The organism is Acinetobacter sp. ACNIH1 (genome assembly GCF_002934695.1).
GTDB lineage: Bacteria > Pseudomonadota > Gammaproteobacteria > Pseudomonadales > Moraxellaceae > Acinetobacter > Acinetobacter variabilis.
Genome location: NZ_CP026420.1, coordinates 83,977 through 100,896, shown reverse-complemented (window position 1 = coordinate 100,896; position 16,920 = coordinate 83,977). Strand labels below are relative to the sequence as shown.

Genomic DNA, 16,920 nt, shown 5'->3' with positions numbered 1-16,920 from the left:
CCCAAAGGCGCATTTTTTTGCAGATAAGCAAGGCTAAAATTAACCTTGTTTACGAGCTGGCAATTTTTCACGAATACGTGCAGCTTTACCAGACAATTCGCGTAGGTAGTAAAGTTTAGCACGACGAACGTCACCACGACGTTTCACTTCGATTTTAGCAACGATTGGAGAGTGAGTTTGGAACACACGCTCAACACCCACACCGCTAGAAATTTTACGTACTGTGAACGCAGAGTTCAGACCACGGTTTTTCTTAGCGATTACAACGCCTTCGAACGCTTGTAGACGTTCACGGTCGCCTTCTTTTACTTTTACTTGGACAACTACTGTGTCACCTGGTGCAAAAGCTGGGATGTCTTGTTTAAGCTGAGCATTTTCTACAGCTTGTACTAAAGGATGCTTACCGCTCATGGGGTATCTCCAATATGTGTGGGCCAGAAGAGGTCTGATTCCACTGGGGCTAGAGGCTAAAGCGCATAGACCCGATTGACTTTCCCTTTATGCTTGACCGCTTCAATGCATAAAGAGCCTATTTTAAATATTTAAACAACATTGCTTAAATACAGATTTGGACAACAGGTTTAGTTGTTGCCACTTTGCAAATCTTTTAGCCATTTCTTTTGCTGCTTGGTCAGTTCAACTTTTTCTACCAACTCAGGTCGGCGTTCCAAAGTGCGCTGATATCGCTGCAAAAACCGCCATTTCTCAATATTGGCATGATGTCCCGATTTCAAAATGTCTGGCACATCCATCCCTTCAAAATGGTCTGGCTTGGTATATTGTGGGCAATCTAGAAGACCATCCACAAATGAGTCTTGCACGTGTGACTGTTCATCCGACATTGCACCCGGAAGTCTCCGGATAATACTGTCTAATAAAACCATCGCAGGGAGCTCACCACCCGATAATACGTAATCTCCAATCGACCATTCCTGATCAACATATTTCTGGATCAAACGTTCATCGACACCTTCATAACGTCCGCACAATACAATCAGGCCGTCATATTTGACGAAGTCCTGTACCGCAGGTTCATTTAAGGTTTTTCCTTGCGGTGACATATACACCACAGGAACATTAGTTGCACCCGCTTGCACTGCAAGCTCTTTGGCACGGTGAATTGCTTTCGCTAATGGCTCAGCCATCATCACCATACCGGGACCACCCCCAAATGGACGTTCATCCACCCGTTTGTAGTTCCCTTCAGCAAATTCGCGTGGATTAATACAATGAATTTGCATCAAATCACGTTTTGCTGCGCGCCCGCTAATACCGTAGGCTGTAATCGCTTCAAACATTTCAGGAAAAAGCGTAATGACTGCAAAGAACACCGCAGACTCCTCATTTTCCTGCTGCGTTAATCCCGTTAAGGATTAATAATCTACGCCCCAATTTACGTAGATACGACCAGCTTCGAGATCAACACGCTGTACCACATCTTTATGCCATGGAATCATTCGCTCTTCACCATCAACGCTGTCAGCAGTAGCGCGAACTACCATTACGTCATTGGCACCTGTCTCAAACATTTCATGGATTTGACCGAGATTAACTTCCTGTTCTTCTTCATTCAGACCTAACACAGTTAGACCTTTTAAATCAGACCAGTAATACTCATCCACATCTGCTTGAGGCAGTTGCGATTTAGAGATCCAGACATTAGCGCCTACCAGACCGTCTGCTGCAGTGCGATCACTCACACCTTTTAGCGAAACTACCAGGCCTTTACCATGTGGTTTCCAACGTTTTACATCGACAATTTGCCAACCTGCTTTGGTCTCAATGTACCAAGGAAGGTAATCAAATATATTGCTCATAGGTTCTGTATTGGAATAGACCCAGAGCCACCCATTTAATCCATATGCTGAACGTAACTGTCCAATCTGAATACGATCTTCGGGAACATTCTGTGTTGGTGTCATGGGCTACCTGCTACCTTAAAATTAAGCAGCAGCTGCAGCTTTCTTAGCTTGAGCAGCTAGAGAAGCAACACGTTCAGAAGGTTGAGCACCTTGAGAAACCCAGTGAGCAAAACGGTCAGCATCTAAACGAAGTTTTTCTGCTTTACCTTGAGCTGTAGGGTTGAAGAAACCGATACGTTCGATGAAACGACCGTCACGTGCATTACGGCTATCAGTCACAATGATTTGATAGAACGGACGTTTTTTAGCACCACCGCGTGCAAGACGAATAACAACCATGATAGAACCTTATAGTTTTTACGGATTATTCATGTACCGACCACCGGAACACTTCAAACCCCTTTCATAGAGGGCAATATTTTACGCGAAGTTTGCCCTGAATGAAAGATCAAAACGTATTTATCCGCAGGTTTGAATTTATTTCTCTGACCAAGCAGAGCAAGTATCTGTTGTTAAAGGTGAATCCTTACCTTTAAACCAGCATTGGCGCCCTGACTGATCTAAACTTAAGGCACCATTCCCTTTTTGTGCAGCTGTTGAAATAGGCAAAGCTGACAGGGTATATGCTTGATTTGATGCATCAATTGCCAAATTAATATTGTATAAAGCTTGATGGCTTGGAAATGTACTATTTCCTCCAATACTCGCCAATGTTGCATTTCGATAACTATGATTAATCGCCTTATAACTTTGCAAACGCTGCGCAAGTTGCATCAGCTCCGTTTGAACCTCTACACGATTGGCACGGACTTTATAACTAGTATAGGATGGCATCGCAATTGCAGCCAAAATAGCAATAACAGCCACCACAATCATGAGTTCAATCAGTGTAAATCCGCGCTCTTGATTACCAGTTTTCATTATTTGTAGTCCCACAAGTATATGTTGATACCATATCTGGAGTCCGAGTTTGACAACGCACACCTTCACTAGTCAACAATAAATCATAATTACGTGGTTGTTTTAAGGTTGTACCTGTTTTAGCACGCTCAACCCGTATCACCCAGTTTAAACCACGTACAGAACTTGAATCTGCGGTTTCATTACCATCTGCGCCTCTTTGTATAGATAAAGGCTTCTTGGTGGCTAAATCCAATAAAGTAAGGTTGAATTTAGTATCTGAACCATCTACAGGAATTGCTAAAGTGCCTGTGGATGGTGCATAACCTGTATATAAGTAGGTTGCATCAAAACCTTTATAGCTGAAGTTTTTAGCTTTGAATTTTTCTAGCTCTGTCGCTATTCGCAATGCTTCCTGCTTTGCTAAAGCAAGATCTTTACGCTGAATATATGCCGCATAACTCGGAATCGCGATGGCTGCAATGATTGCGATCACAACGACCACAATCATCAGCTCAATTAGGGTAAAGCCTTTCTTGAATTGCATACTCCCCCCTTAACGCGACTCATACCAGCGCATTTGCTTGAGTTTTACCTGTGTATTAAACAACTGGCATTGAGGTAAGTTTTTATTGGCAGGTAAGCTACAATCCAGTGCAGATGGCTCATCACGATTCACCACTAAACTCACTGTATTTGCATTATTTCCATAACCCTGGCCCAAACCTGTACCCAAAATACCTGCACCAAGTTTTACCCGACCTGGTTTGTTTCCAGTGCCTGAATAGAAACTACACTTCCCTGTAGGTAAACAATATTGATACAGATATGAGTCACCCGCTACACCTGCACCACAATTTCCGCCAATACCAGTACCATCACGATCATAAACATTGACATAGAGCATACCATCTAGAGCATACAGGTCATTCATACCTTTATAACGGCCTGCTTTTGCACTATCAAAATAAGCTTTCCAACCACCATTGAATATATTATTTTGCCCACGGCGTGCTACACCACTATCAAAGTTAAGTTGGGTTAAGCTTTCATCTTCGGTATTTAGTGTGATGCCTGTTTTATACAAGTCCTGACGTGCTACATCATTGTCATACACTACAAATACGGCATCATTAGCACTGTCTGTAGAGTTTAAACCTGCTAATGGCGAACTACGGTTACCCGAACTAAAGGCAACTGCAGCAAAGTAGTTCCCATCATCTTGATGAATAGAAACACTCGGCATTTCATAAAAACGAGGACTCAGACCAGAACCCTGATGCTCTGTAAACAAAAGAACAGCACGAGTTGCAAAGTTTGCTGTATCTGTTGCTCGATTATTAAAGTCGACACGGAATGCTTGCCCACCCAAGTCACCAAAATAGATATGATCTGTTAAACCATCTCCATCACGGTCAATCGCATTAATTTGTGAAACAACACTATATTTTAACTGATTATTCTGAGTAAAACGGCTGGCACCTGTTTTTTCACTATCACTGGCCCACCAGAGTAAATCGCCATTGTGTGCATCAAACATATACACACCATTTCCTTTGGTCGAGCTTGGGTCTGCATTATGAATTTCATAAATAGGGTCGTAACCACCACCTACAAACATTACAAGCTTGCGCGTATCGCCCCAATTTACGTAAGCGAGAGTCGGTTTTGACCAGCTTTGCCCCATTTGCTTGAGTGCAGCAGAAGCATTATCTGCATCTGGATTGATATGGAATTTCAATTCAGGCTTTTCAATGTCAGTTAAGTCCAGCGCATAGTAACTCTTTCCACCCATGCGCAAGCCGCCATACACCCACTGCATACCAATCAGGTTCTGCGCATCTTCTTCATCACTTGCCTTACGCCCAGAATCTTTCACCGTTAATGTTCCATCACTTTTTGAAACATATTGGGTGTGAGCTGTCCAAGGGCCGTCTACACCATAAAATAAGTTGTTCTTACCCGAACCTACATATTTGCCACTATCTATAAATGCATTTTTTTGATTTTTCATCATTTCATGCGGTACAAACGCAAATACTTCTTTACCTTCATTGTCCACCACATGCAACGCACCTTGCGTAGAACCAAACATCAAATAATCTTTACGGCCCGTTGTGGTTAACTTACCATCTGCAACCGTAATTTTTCCTTCTTGGGTCAGCATGACTGGCGTGGAGTGCATCACACTTCCAAGCTCTCGATACTCTTTACTGGTGAGATCACCTAAACTCGCAATGTTCTCAGCAATACCTACATCATAACCTAGGAAATTTAACCAATAGTTTTTATCGGCATCATACTTAAATTTGGCAATTTCATTGTTGTCTGCAAATAAACTCAATAAACTCACTTGTGCCAAACGATCACCTGAAACAGCGGTTTTATCCTGTTTAATCACTCGATTGGTGAATACTTTACGTTTTGAATTTTGCTCGCCATTTGCGGCAACTAAAGTGCCCAGTGGTAATTGACCTTTAACACCATTGGTCCATAAACCTACGGCATCTTTATTGAGTGCGCCTGTACTTAAAATTAAACGTTGTAAGTTTTTATCCACCAATTCGCCATTTCTTAAATTATATTTATTTAAATTCCCAGCCCAAAGTTGAGGTTTTTCGCTTGGCTTTGGCTTAAATTCTGCATAATAACCATAGGGTTGTAATTGAATTGGGTTTAAACTATCTATAGGAATGGTCGGACTACCCGTTGTAACAGGTTCAATATTTGGGTCAACATCATCTAGAAATTTCACCACACTATTTACCACATCATCAACGGATTGGGCTGAATAAAAACCACCATTACCATAACCACCAACGCTGCTTGGGATTTGACTACGATCCGCTGCTATAATATCAGATTGCGGTTTTGCCCCCCAATTACAGGTATTGATTAGATCTTGTCTATTACTTTTTTCTTGGTTACCAATTCCTGACTCAGTTGGATTAGGAAGTTTAGAGCAATCGTAGTAGGTTGAGGGTTTATTTCTAGTATTTGTTAAGGTTTTGACATAAGTGCTATCGTTTGGAAATAAACTACCAAAACCCACTACCGCAGTTTTAATATATTTATCATTACGTAATAGTTGAGCAAATTTACCTATTTCTGGCCACCCTTGAGTTGTAACACTACTACTCGGGGAACTTCCAGTTAAACCTGTACCAGATAAGTTATTATCCAATACCTTTTCCATCATTGTTTGAGTCGCTGTATAGGAGTTATTAGCAAATCCATCCGTTAAAAAATAAATCCCCTGTCCATTACATTGACTTGAGGTATCAATTCCAGTCAATGGAGAAACATATCCGTTATTAGTATTACGAATTTTTGGGGTTGTATTGGCATCGGAATAAGCATAGCCACTATTGGTCATACCAGAAGTATTCGTTCCCAATAAGTACGCTGCAGACTCAGCATAAGCCATAGCTGATGGTGTACCATTATAAACATCCAAACTCACAATTTTATCTAATAACTTTTCGCGGTTTTCTGCTGTCAATTCAACAACTGGATAAACAATTTTAGCGCTTTTACCATCATGTGAAAACTGATCGCTATTATCCACTGGCGATGAAAATTGACCAATCCCAATTCGAGTGGTGTTGAATATTTGATTCCCAGTTAATAATTTGATCATTGCCATTTTCAAACGGGATATTCGATCATAGCAAATATAAGGAAAGCCCCCCCTTGTCTTCTCACATTCTTTTTCAATTCTACTTTTGTAAGTTGAATTTAAATCATTAAATGTAGATTGATTCACAGAACAATAGGTTGGATAAAATGATTTAGTTGCCCGCTCACCCACTTTGTAATCTATTTTTTTGTCCGTTTTTGTATTATCACTATATGTATAAATCCACCCTTCCCACGACAAATATCTAGTATAATCCCAGTTACATATATTATAGTCTTCCACCAAACTACTAGGGCTATTACGTGCATTTACTGTATCTGCACCATGTACAATCCGTCCCCGCCAATCTCTAGCCCAATACCCATCACCATGCCCCATACTTCCCGATGTATCAAACATCATAAACAAAGTAACTTTACCCGCAGCTGCGTCCTTATAAATCTCAATATCACTCGCAACTGAAGTTTGAATACTTCCACACACTGCCCATGTCATCATCATTGACACAGTGGCAGAAAGAACTTTTTTATTAAACCGTTTCATTTGTTAATCCTCACTGATGCTGTTCAACTACGACACAAGCTTTGGCTGACCACCTACCACATAGTCTGCGCGCTGGGTGTTATAGGGAATATTTAAATCTTCAAAACAGCGTGATACATTTGCCGCACGCTCTTTAAAGCAAGCTTCAATTTCTGCTTTACTTGCACTAGAAAAACTTGGCAAGACTGAAATCACGGTCACGCCAATACTGTTCGACACCACAGGTAAGCTGCTTGAGCCAATACTGGTGTTTTGAGCTACGTGTGCAAATGGCACCACATTGTCTATATTTTTCTTTAAATAGACTTGTGCCAATACCGCTGAACGCCCTGTCGCAAACTGATTGGCTTTACAATAACCTGTTACCCCAATTTTGGTTTTTGAACCTGTACGGGAAATTGCACTGGCTTGACTCATAGAAAAAAATGTACTTTGCGATGCACGGTAGCAAAATACCAACTCATCTTCTGCATTAGCAGCGGAGTTAAAATAGCTATACATACCATCTCGTGCCAATTGACGCTCAACCTGATTTGGATTTTCCAAATTAAATAATGCCGCATTACTATTTTCTAATAACAAAGCCTGTACTTGGCTGTTGGTGGCCAGTCTTAATCCTAAAATCCCAGAACGTACAGCCAATGTACCAACCAGAGTAATTAAAATAAGAATGACCAAAACCACAATTAAGGTTGCACCTTTTTGCTGTTTCATTACGATGCTCCCAATGTATTACGCAAACCAACCACTTGAGTCACCAGTTGACGTATGTATTTTTTATTCAAATTTGCATCACCATCGAACACCACTGCATTTGCGGCGCCTGGGAGGGTAATGGTTTTATTATTTAAACCAGCATCAGCCCCAATATTGGTCGCAGATCGTGCTACTACAGACACCTGCAAGGAAATCACTTGTAGATAATCTTTTTCTGCAGTAATGGATGACATTAAAGTTTTATATTGATCTATCGTGACATAGCGCAATTGATTGTTTTGTGGATTTTTCACCCCCAAAAGCACCTTAAAGGCATCAATATTTTGCATGAGTAGTTGTGCATTGCTACCCAAACCATTAATCGTACTATCACCTGCTTTATAATGCCCTGCATCACAGTACAGTCCGTAACGATCCAAACCATCACTGCCCTGCTGTGAGGTTGGTAATTTTGCTACATAGTAACGCTGCACCATGGTTGGGCGGATTGCCTGGGTATCCTCATTGGCTTTGGCGGTTGTAAATCCAATTCTATTGCCTTCGCAATCATACATATCTGTATTGCTTAATAATCTTTCATTGATTTTCTTGGTAGTATCATTTGGGTCAACATCTGATGCTTCTTCAATTTGATACTGTGGCACAAACTGAATCACAATTTGATCACTTTTACCTGCCGTTGCATCATCGGCAAAATTTAGTGTGCTATACGCAATATTAGTCAAATTTGCATGCAAACTGGATGGGTAGTTTTCTCGGGCAAAAATTACGCCAGAACCCACAATCTTATTGTTAATTTTTTGGTTAGACGGGGTGTTTAAGTTGGCGTGTCGTAAGTCATGAGTCAGCATTGCCAAACCAAAATTTGAGTTTTGCTGCACATCACCCATACCCAACTGAAATCCTAAAGATCGTTGTGCGCTGAGAAAAATAGCGGTTGCTGCACTGACCACCAACAAACCAATTGCCAAGCTAATCATCAGCTCAAGTAAAGTGAAACCTTTCTGAAGCTTAGTCATAGTTATAAGCCTCCATAATTATACATTGTGCATTTGGGTTATACGCTGTCCCATTGGTACAGTGATTACCTCCACTTCCATTTGTTGCAGTGGTTGTATCCCAAGCCACATATATACATTTTCTTTTTAGGGTCGAACCTTGGCAGTCGTTCACAGCAATAGACATACCTAAATTTTCTGCACGCAACTGAACTTGTCGAAAGTCATAGGCTGCCATTTGATTACTGGTACAAAAATTTGCAGCACAATCTATCACGGTTGCATTTGCCTTATATTCATTTAATCCATCACGATTCATACGGATACGTTCAGATAAATCTCGTGCAATATTCATAGCTTGAATATTTTGACCTGCGTCTGCACTGGCAGAAACTGCCCGAATTTGCAAAGCAGTAAAGCCTAGCACTGCAATTCCAAGCAGCACCAATGCCACTAAAACCTCGACCAAGCCCACACCACGTTGATTTCTTATCATTGTTCTAGCCTCATCCTATTAATTTGGGCATGTGCTATTTGAGCGTTCATATCGAATCGAACCGTTTTTAAAAAACTCGATGACCGCTTTTTTTGAGCTGTCTTTTTGATGCTGCAAAATAAAACACTCACGATCATTCGCTGAAACTAAAAAGCCAAACATATTGTAGGTCAGGCTATTGACTGGTTTGGTTGCCCAGCTGGTATGTTGCTCTGGCAACCACTTGAACTGGCCGTCTGTTACCGAAGCATCTAATGCCAACTTCTGTTGTTTCTTGGTAAATACAGCTTCGGAACGTGCCATTGTTGCCAATTCAACAATAGCTCTTGCATCGCTATGCAATTGGTTTTTACGAATCATGCTAGACATTGAAGGAGCAGCCATCGTCGCAATAATCGCCACCACAGCAATCGTCACCATTAACTCAATTAAGGTAAACCCCTGAATTTTACGCATACTCTCCCTCCCCCGTAGGTCTAAGCTTGACCCATTTAAACTATTACTTATTAAAATTACAAAAACTACACACAATAGATAAAAGGTATAAAAAAACAGATAACTGTCATATTATAGCTATCTGTTTATTTTTTAATAAAAAATAAATTGTTAAATAGTTAACAATTTACGCCTGTGTTACAGGAATACGTAACTCTTTTGGCAAACTAAATGTAATATTCTCTTCTCGCCCATCCAGTTCTTTTGGTGCCTGTGCACCCCAATCCTGTAAACGCTGAATCACCTGCTTAATTAAAATTTCCGGGGCGGAAGCACCTGCAGTTACCCCAATTTTAGAAATATTGGTAAACCACTCCTGCTTGAGCTCATCTGCATTATCAACCAGATAGGCCGCCTTCCCCATACGTTCCGCCAGTTCGCGCAAACGGTTTGAATTGGATGAATTCGGTGATCCTACAACCAACACAACATCGCAACGTGCAGCTAAATCACGTACAGCATCCTGGCGGTTTTGTGTCGCATAGCAAATATCATCTTTGCGTGGACCTTGAATATTCGGAAATTTTTTGCGAAGCGCATCAATGACTTTCGCTGTATCGTCAATCGACAAAGTCGTTTGGGTCACAAAAGCGACTTTCTCAGGATTGCGAACTGTTAAAGCGGCAACATCCTCTTCATCTTCAACCAGATAAATGTCACCGCCATTATTTTTATCATATTGCCCCATGGTGCCTTCAACTTCTGGGTGGCCCTCATGACCAATTAGAATCGCTTCCACCCCTTCGCGGGCATATTTGGTCACTTCAATATGTACTTTAGTGACTAGAGGACAGGTCGCATCAAAAACTTTTAAACCACGGCGTTCGGCTTCCTGTTGTACAGCCTTAGACACACCATGTGCACTGAAAATCACGATATTGTCATCTGGCACTTCATCTAGCTCATCGACAAAGATCGCACCACGTTGACGTAAATCATCTACGACAAATTTGTTATGTACCACTTCATGACGCACATAAATGGGTGGATTAAAGCATTCTAGGGCACGGTTCACGATCGCAATGGCACGATCCACACCGGCACAGAAACCACGCGGGTTAGCTAAAACAATTTCCATAGAAATCCTCAATACTCACTCAATTTATGGCGCTACAATTGAAATAAATGTAAAACAATCGACATACAACTATTTAGTTTAAAGCCGGTCTACTCTAAAATAGAGAAGATATTTTATCATATCAGGAAAAATATCATGTCGGGTCTCTTGTTTGTCGTTTCTGCAGCGTCTGGAACGGGCAAAACATCCCTCGTTAAAGCATTACTTGAACGCGTCAACAATCTTCATGTTTCTGTTTCTCATACGACACGCGGTCAACGACCTGGCGAACTCGATGGCGTACATTATCATTTCTCGACTAAAGAAGACTTTTTAAATCTGGTCGAGGAAGGTGGTTTTATTGAATATGCCGAAGTCTTTGGTAACTATTACGGCACAGCGCAAGCGACTGTAAAAGAACAACTTGCCAAAGGTCATGATGTATTACTTGAAATTGACTGGCAAGGTGCACAACAAGTTCGTCGACTTTTTCCTGAATCTAAACAGATTTTTATTCTTCCGCCAAGCCAGTTTGATTTGCGTCAGCGTCTTTCCAACCGTGGTACAGACTCTGTTGAAGTGATTGAACACCGTCTTAGCTGTGCAGTCGAAGATATGCAGCAATACGTCAACTTTGATTATGTCATTATCAATGATGACTTTAATAAGGCATTACATGATCTTGAATCTGTGATTATCGCCAATCGACTGGTGCTTTCCCAGCAAGCGACCCGCCATGAAAAATTGATCCAGGCTCTAATTACTCCAAGCGAACAGTGATTAAAACTTGAGTCTCCAGACAAAGCATTTTATACTGTGCAGTCTGTTGAAATTTACTATTCAAAACGAGAATTCTTATGGCACGCGTAACCGTTGAAGATTGTTTAGACCATGTAGACAACCGCTTTGAGCTTGTACTAGTGGCAAGCAAACGCGCGCGTCAATTGGCACGTCAAGGCATTGAACCAACTGTAGAATGGGACAATGACAAACCGACTGTAGTTGCTTTACGTGAAATCGCTGCAGGTCATGTATCAAAAGATATTTTGAAACAACGTGATCAAGATTATCAAACTTCAAGTTTAGACCTTGCTCTTTCTGCAAATAATCTAAATTTAGATGGTTTTTCTTTCCAATAAGAATAAACCATTCCAAAAAGCCTAGTTTTAAACTAGGCTTTTTTTGTTCTGTGACTTTTATATTTTGCGCAGAACGGTTATAACATAAGGGTTAGCTCTAAAGTCAGTATAAATTTTTCACTTGTTGATATGAAAAAACTGACCCACTTTATGTTATACATTTCATACGAGCTTTCTCTGTTTTATTTGTTAAAAAATCCAGTTTTAAAGGTGTTTTATGCCAGGCCCACAGGTCAGTGAAGCTAAGCAACAGTTAAAAATCATCATCGACGCGTACTTAAGTGAAAGCGATGTCGAACGTGTGCTTGCGGCCTGTGATTATGCCGATATTGCCCATGATGGCATTACCCGTAAAAGTGGTGAACCTTATATTCTGCACCCTATCGCGGTGAGCTGTATTCTGGCCCATATGCGTCTGGATACTGAAACCTTAATGGCAGCGCTGCTGCATGATGTCATTGAAGATACCGACTTCAATAAAGATGACATTACTGAAAAATTTGGCAGCACGGTTGCAGAGCTGGTTGATGGTGTCACCAAGCTCAGCCATTCTAGTGATAAGGAATATAATAAAGCGGCCTCTTTCCGTAAAATTCTGCAAGCGACTCTACAGGATCCACGTGTCATTATTGTGAAACTGGCAGATCGCTATCACAATATGACTACGCTGGAAGCATTACGCCCGGATAAACGCGCCCGTATTGCCCGCGAAACCTTTGAAATTTTCGTTCCAATGGCACGCTTGGTCGGCATGAATGAAATGGCAGATAATCTGGAACATTTGTGTTATCAAAATCTGGATCTGGATATGTATAATGATGTCCAGGCTGCCCTTTTAGAAACCAAGCCTAAACGCTGTGAATATCAGGCCAAGTGGGAACAGAAACTTAACGAATTGCTACAGCAATATGCCATTGAAGGCCGGGTTAAAAAGAAAAACAATAATATCGAGCTATTACGCCACTTTGTAAAAAATGATATTGATCTGCAGGAACTTACGCATAGCCACGCATTTGAAATTATCTTACAGAGCATTGCCGACTGTGACCGCCTTGCCGATATCCTGACTGAAAGTTTTACAGTTCAAAATTACCAAGATAATATCCGTCGCCCTCTTCCGGGCGGCAACCAGTCTTTAACCATGCGCTTAAAAGGCGAAAAGACTACTTTATCGCTGACTATTCAAACTGAACTAATGCGTAAAGCCGCACGCTTTGGGGTAGTACTTGGTGAAAATGCCCCTCAAGCCTGCCGTTCTGCAATTCAGGCATCCATGCAAAACCTGAACGTACTCGTTGATGGCGAATGTGCCAAGACTACGTTCAGTGAATTACTGGATTATCTACATCAGGAAAAAATTTGGGTTTATACCCCTCACGGTCATCTGCATGAGTTGCCGCAAGGTGCGACTGCTGTTGATTTTGCCTATGCCGCCAGCCTGTTCCTCGGTAACCATGCTATTGGCGCCAAAATTAATGGTGAAACCAAGCCGCTTTCTACGCCATTATTGAGTGGTCAGGTCGTTGAAGTCATTACTGATGTTCTTGCAACCCCAAACCCAGATTGGCTCAGCTTTATTAATACCCAAAAAGCCCGTCGTGCCATTCAGAATATTTTGCGCGATCAGGATATTGATGAACAACGCCTTGTAGGTCAACAGGCCCTCAACCGTGCCTTAAAACTTTTCCAGTGTTCTATTGGTGATCTGACCGAAGCTGATTGGAAAAATGTACTGGAGTGGCGTCATGTACCGACTAAAGAGCAACTATTTGAACAGATTGCTGTAGGTGACTTATTACCACAACTGGTTGCCAACCATTTATTTGCACATGACCAGCATCAAAATGCGAACAGTTCAGGTCGCCTTATTCAGGGTACAGAAGGTGTAGATGTTAAATACGCACATTGCTGCAACCCGGTACTTGGTGATCCAATTCAAGGTCATCTGACTCGTCGTGGCCTGATTGTACATCGTGCCCGTTGCCATAATTTATTGCAGGAACAACATATGCATCCTGAAAATATTATGCCTCTACAATGGACGACTGAGGATCTGGATGATGTCAGCTTTACTGCCTATCTCTGTATTGATCAGGCTATGGACGATGAACAGATTTCCGATCTGATTTATCAATGTCGTAAAGGTCATACAGGTGTAGAGATGGTACGCAATTATGATGGCAAAACTTATGTAAATATTGTGGTGCATAACCGTAAACAGATTGCCAAGATTATTCGTGATTTACGCATGCATTTTGGTTTTCCGCGAATTATCCGTCTGTCCCAGCCAATAAGCATTTCAGAAACCACATCGAAGGCGAGTTAGCCATTTAAAAAATAATACTTTTGCCCATGGCAATGATCTAATATGATGTATGTTGATGTTGACAATCCTCCCCGACCTAAAAGACAGGGATTTCTATTGCTAGACGCTCATGCCCGAGCGCAAGAATGTTTAGAGCTGAGTTTTTATCTCTATCGTGAGCTGTACCGCAGTTCACGCACTTCCATTCTCTTATTCGCAAATCTGCTCTACCTTTCGGACTACTTGCGGTGATCTCACCACAGTACGAACACATTTGGGTGGTATAGGCTTCATTGACTTCCTCAAACAATACTCCTGCGTTCTCGCATTTATACTTGAGCATCGTTTTTAGTGCTGAAAATCCTGTATCTAAAACAGACTTCGCCATTTTAGTTTTTACAAGTTTCTTGGCACTTAAGTCACCTACAACAATAAGTGCATTGTTTTTAATAAGCATGGTGCTTGCTTTGTGCAAATGATCTTTACGACAATTTGCAATCTTAGCGTGTAATGCACGAACACGTTTCTTATTTTTTGCTCGTTGAGCTATACCTAGTTTTTGTTCATACTTTCTATAGAACTTTGGATTTGAAATCACAGTACCATCTGAGCAGGTAGCAATATCTTTTAGACCAAGATCAATACCAATTGCTTTAGTAGAAGTCGGTTTATCTTGTTTAGGTGATTCCACAACAAGACACACGTACCAGCGCCCACGACTATCCTCAACGAATGAGCCTGTTTTAACGCTGTATTTGCCTATACCATAACTATCCCATAGGTTAAATTTCTGTTTGCCGTATTGCACATAGCCATCAGCGTAATTTATCCCCGATTTCTTAAATGGTATCCAACCAAGTGAACGTCTTGCTGACTTCTTATTACTCACACGCCATTTTAATTTTGCTTTTTTAAACTGTTTTCTTTTACCAGCATATTCTTCCCTGATTGCATCCACTGTTTGACTATGCAAACCACACAATTTTGAAGTTCCTTTTGTGTATTTAGCCATATCGAATGCTGAGAAAAAGCTACCTGTTCTTTGCAAGTGATTGAAACTCAAATCATTCACATAATTCCAAACAAAGTTCACCTCAGCTGCTAATTGGTCTAGCACCTTGCAATGTTTGTCTTTTATGCGTAATTTAAGTGTTTTCATGAGCTTATTTTAGATCATGTTAAATTAAATGTATTGATTTTTAAAAAATTCAACGACATTTTATGTCGTATTGCTTATATCTCTGACTTTCAGGACAGAGTTTTACGCTCCATTTGATAAAAGGAGAAATTAATGTTCCGCCAAGTGATCCATACTGAAAATGCCCCAGCTGCCATAGGCACCTATTCACAAGCAATTCTAGTCGGGGATACGCTTTATTTATCCGGCCAGATTGGTCTGGATCCATATAGTATGGAACTAGTTGAAGGCATCGAAGCTCAGATTCGTCGTGTTTTTGATAACTTGAAAGCGGTTTGTGAAGCAGCAGGTGGCTCATTGGCTGATATTGCGAAATTAAATATCTTCTTAACTGACCTTTCTCATTTTCAGCTCGTCAACCAAATTATGGGTGAATACTTTGCTCAACCTTATCCAGCACGTGCTGCCTTAGGAGTAGCAAGCTTACCGAAAGGTGCTTTAGTTGAGATGGATGGCATCGTTGTTATCAATCAATAAGTTATATTGAATTAAGAGATACCACCCTTGCGTGAAAATCCGAGCAGCACTCGAATTTCCGCTCAGGTGGTATTTTTTTATCTAAATCATCAATCATTATAAAAAGCATTTTCAAATGATTTTTATTGACAAACGATAACAATTATCAATAATATCTCTTATCTTATTTATTCACTGTGGTTGTATCCTATGTACGTTTGTCTATGCCGTGGCATTACAGATCAAGACATTAAAGATGCTATTGCAAATGGCGCCGAAAGTTACCGTGATGTACGTGAAATGCTTGACCTAGGCACGTGTTGTGGTCGTTGTGCTCCAGAAGCCCGTATGATCATCAGTGATGAAATTTCCCAGATTGCTGCCCGGCTGGCTGTTGCTGCCTAAAGCGGATAACGATAATTATAAAATCAATGGTCTCGTATCATTACTCCTCCCCCGCCTCTGACTCTGGCGGGTTTTTATTGCTTTATATTTCACCTGAAGCTTTTTGATTGCGATTTTCATTTGCAGTTCAATAAATTACTCGCCATTGCTCGCTCGATTGATTTAAGATAAGTTAATCAAAAACCCATAGCGATAAATGGGTTAACAGGCTATATGGAGTGATACAATGAAAGGCAATCGTGATGTAATTAATCAGCTGAACCAGGTGTTGTATCACCACCTTACAGCGATTAACCAGTATTTCCTGCATTCACGCATGTTTAATGACTGGGGCATTGAAAAACTGGGTTCGGCAGAATATAAAGAATCCATCCGCCAGATGAAGCACGCCGATAAAATCATTGAACGTATTTTATTTCTGGAAGGCTTACCAAACCTGCAACATCTTGGCAAATTATATATTGGCCAGCATACTCAAGAAGTACTGCATTGTGATGTACGCAAAGTAAAAGAAAATATTGAAGTCATTCAGCAGGCTGTAGCTTTGGCAGAAACACAGATGGATTATGTGACCCGTGACCTATTACGTGAAATTCTGGAAAAAGAAGAGGAATATCTAGACTGGACTACGACTCAGTTAGATCTCATCGAAAGTATTGGTATTGAAAACTATATTCAAAGCCAGCTCTAAACTTAGAATGAATCAATA

19 protein-coding genes are annotated in these 16,920 nt (G+C 40.9%); 6 read left to right on the top strand and 13 right to left on the bottom strand.

Annotation, left to right across the window (positions count from 1 at the left end; all coding sequences use genetic code 11):
• Positions 1-39 precede the first annotated feature (39 nt).
• The 12 genes from rplS to ispH all read right to left on the bottom strand — a co-directional run bounded on the left by rplS (position 40) and on the right by ispH (position 10,729).
• On the bottom strand, positions 40-411 hold the full coding sequence (gene rplS, locus C3F22_RS00525; RefSeq protein ID WP_004787066.1) for a 50S ribosomal protein L19: 372 nt from the start codon (positions 409-411) through the stop codon (positions 40-42).
• A gap of 170 nt (positions 412-581) precedes the next feature.
• On the bottom strand, positions 582-1,331 hold the full coding sequence (gene trmD / locus C3F22_RS00520; protein WP_104425657.1) for a tRNA (guanosine(37)-N1)-methyltransferase TrmD: 750 nt from the start codon (positions 1,329-1,331) through the stop codon (positions 582-584).
• Between the two features lie 42 nt (positions 1,332-1,373).
• Positions 1,374-1,922 (bottom strand): ribosome maturation factor RimM, encoded by a 549-nt coding sequence (rimM, locus tag C3F22_RS00515; protein ID WP_104425656.1) that lies wholly within the window; start codon positions 1,920-1,922, stop codon positions 1,374-1,376.
• 21 nt (positions 1,923-1,943) lie between these two features.
• Positions 1,944-2,201, bottom strand: a complete 258-nt coding sequence (gene rpsP / locus C3F22_RS00510; protein WP_004826436.1) for a 30S ribosomal protein S16 — start codon at positions 2,199-2,201, stop codon at positions 1,944-1,946.
• 138 nt (positions 2,202-2,339) lie between these two features.
• On the bottom strand, positions 2,340-2,783 hold the full coding sequence (locus C3F22_RS00505; protein ID WP_104425655.1) for a type IV pilin protein: 444 nt from the start codon (positions 2,781-2,783) through the stop codon (positions 2,340-2,342).
• Positions 2,770-3,309: a type IV pilin protein gene (locus tag C3F22_RS00500; protein WP_104425654.1), complete on the bottom strand. Its 540-nt coding sequence runs from the start codon at positions 3,307-3,309 to the stop codon at positions 2,770-2,772. Before C3F22_RS00500 ends, C3F22_RS00505 begins: the two co-directional genes overlap by 14 nt.
• Positions 3,310-3,318: 9 nt before the next feature.
• The gene (locus C3F22_RS00495) at positions 3,319-6,945 is read right to left on the bottom strand and encodes a pilus assembly protein (protein WP_104425653.1); all 3,627 of its coding nucleotides are present in this window, start codon (positions 6,943-6,945) and stop codon (positions 3,319-3,321) included.
• A 27-nt stretch (positions 6,946-6,972) separates the two neighbouring features.
• Positions 6,973-7,659, bottom strand: a complete 687-nt coding sequence (locus C3F22_RS00490) for a pilus assembly protein PilX (RefSeq protein ID WP_104425652.1) — start codon at positions 7,657-7,659, stop codon at positions 6,973-6,975.
• Positions 7,659-8,681, bottom strand: coding sequence for a PilW family protein (locus C3F22_RS00485; protein ID WP_104425651.1), 1,023 nt, complete (start codon positions 8,679-8,681; stop codon positions 7,659-7,661). The genes C3F22_RS00490 and C3F22_RS00485 overlap by 1 nt, the downstream gene beginning before the upstream one ends.
• The gene (gene pilV / locus C3F22_RS00480) at positions 8,674-9,156 is read right to left on the bottom strand and encodes a type IV pilus modification protein PilV (protein WP_104425650.1); all 483 of its coding nucleotides are present in this window, start codon (positions 9,154-9,156) and stop codon (positions 8,674-8,676) included. Before pilV ends, C3F22_RS00485 begins: the two co-directional genes overlap by 8 nt.
• 18 nt (positions 9,157-9,174) lie before the next feature.
• A complete protein-coding gene (locus C3F22_RS00475; RefSeq protein WP_104425649.1) occupies positions 9,175-9,612 on the bottom strand; it encodes a pilus assembly FimT family protein in 438 nt (145 codons plus the stop codon).
• Between the two features lie 166 nt (positions 9,613-9,778).
• Positions 9,779-10,729, bottom strand: a complete 951-nt coding sequence (ispH, locus tag C3F22_RS00470) for a 4-hydroxy-3-methylbut-2-enyl diphosphate reductase (protein WP_104425648.1) — start codon at positions 10,727-10,729, stop codon at positions 9,779-9,781.
• A gap of 135 nt (positions 10,730-10,864) precedes the next feature.
• On the opposite strand from ispH, the gene gmk reads away from it, so the two are divergent.
• The 3 genes from gmk to C3F22_RS00455 all read left to right on the top strand — a co-directional run bounded on the left by gmk (position 10,865) and on the right by C3F22_RS00455 (position 14,173).
• The gene (gene gmk, locus C3F22_RS00465) at positions 10,865-11,488 is read left to right on the top strand and encodes a guanylate kinase (RefSeq protein WP_004787090.1); all 624 of its coding nucleotides are present in this window, start codon (positions 10,865-10,867) and stop codon (positions 11,486-11,488) included.
• Between the two features lie 77 nt (positions 11,489-11,565).
• Positions 11,566-11,847: a DNA-directed RNA polymerase subunit omega gene (rpoZ, locus tag C3F22_RS00460; RefSeq protein ID WP_004650579.1), complete on the top strand. Its 282-nt coding sequence runs from the start codon at positions 11,566-11,568 to the stop codon at positions 11,845-11,847.
• A 217-nt stretch (positions 11,848-12,064) separates the two neighbouring features.
• Positions 12,065-14,173, top strand: a complete 2,109-nt coding sequence (locus C3F22_RS00455) for a RelA/SpoT family protein (RefSeq protein ID WP_104425647.1) — start codon at positions 12,065-12,067, stop codon at positions 14,171-14,173.
• A gap of 76 nt (positions 14,174-14,249) precedes the next feature.
• On the opposite strand, the gene C3F22_RS00450 is transcribed toward C3F22_RS00455, so the two are convergent.
• The gene (locus tag C3F22_RS00450) at positions 14,250-15,311 is read right to left on the bottom strand and encodes an RNA-guided endonuclease InsQ/TnpB family protein (protein WP_104425646.1); all 1,062 of its coding nucleotides are present in this window, start codon (positions 15,309-15,311) and stop codon (positions 14,250-14,252) included.
• A 132-nt stretch (positions 15,312-15,443) separates the two neighbouring features.
• Here C3F22_RS00450 and C3F22_RS00445 point away from each other — a divergent pair, with 132 nt between their 5' ends.
• The 3 genes from C3F22_RS00445 to bfr all read left to right on the top strand — a co-directional run bounded on the left by C3F22_RS00445 (position 15,444) and on the right by bfr (position 16,902).
• A complete protein-coding gene (locus C3F22_RS00445; RefSeq protein ID WP_104425645.1) occupies positions 15,444-15,827 on the top strand; it encodes a RidA family protein in 384 nt (127 codons plus the stop codon).
• A 189-nt stretch (positions 15,828-16,016) separates the two neighbouring features.
• A complete protein-coding gene (locus C3F22_RS00440; protein ID WP_004787097.1) occupies positions 16,017-16,211 on the top strand; it encodes a bacterioferritin-associated ferredoxin in 195 nt (64 codons plus the stop codon).
• Positions 16,212-16,437: 226 nt separating this feature from the next.
• Positions 16,438-16,902 carry a heteropolymeric bacterioferritin subunit Bfr gene (gene bfr, locus C3F22_RS00435; protein WP_104425644.1) on the top strand — a complete coding sequence of 155 codons (465 nt, stop codon included), beginning with the start codon at positions 16,438-16,440 and terminating at the stop codon, positions 16,900-16,902.
• Positions 16,903-16,920: the final 18 nt, after the last annotated feature.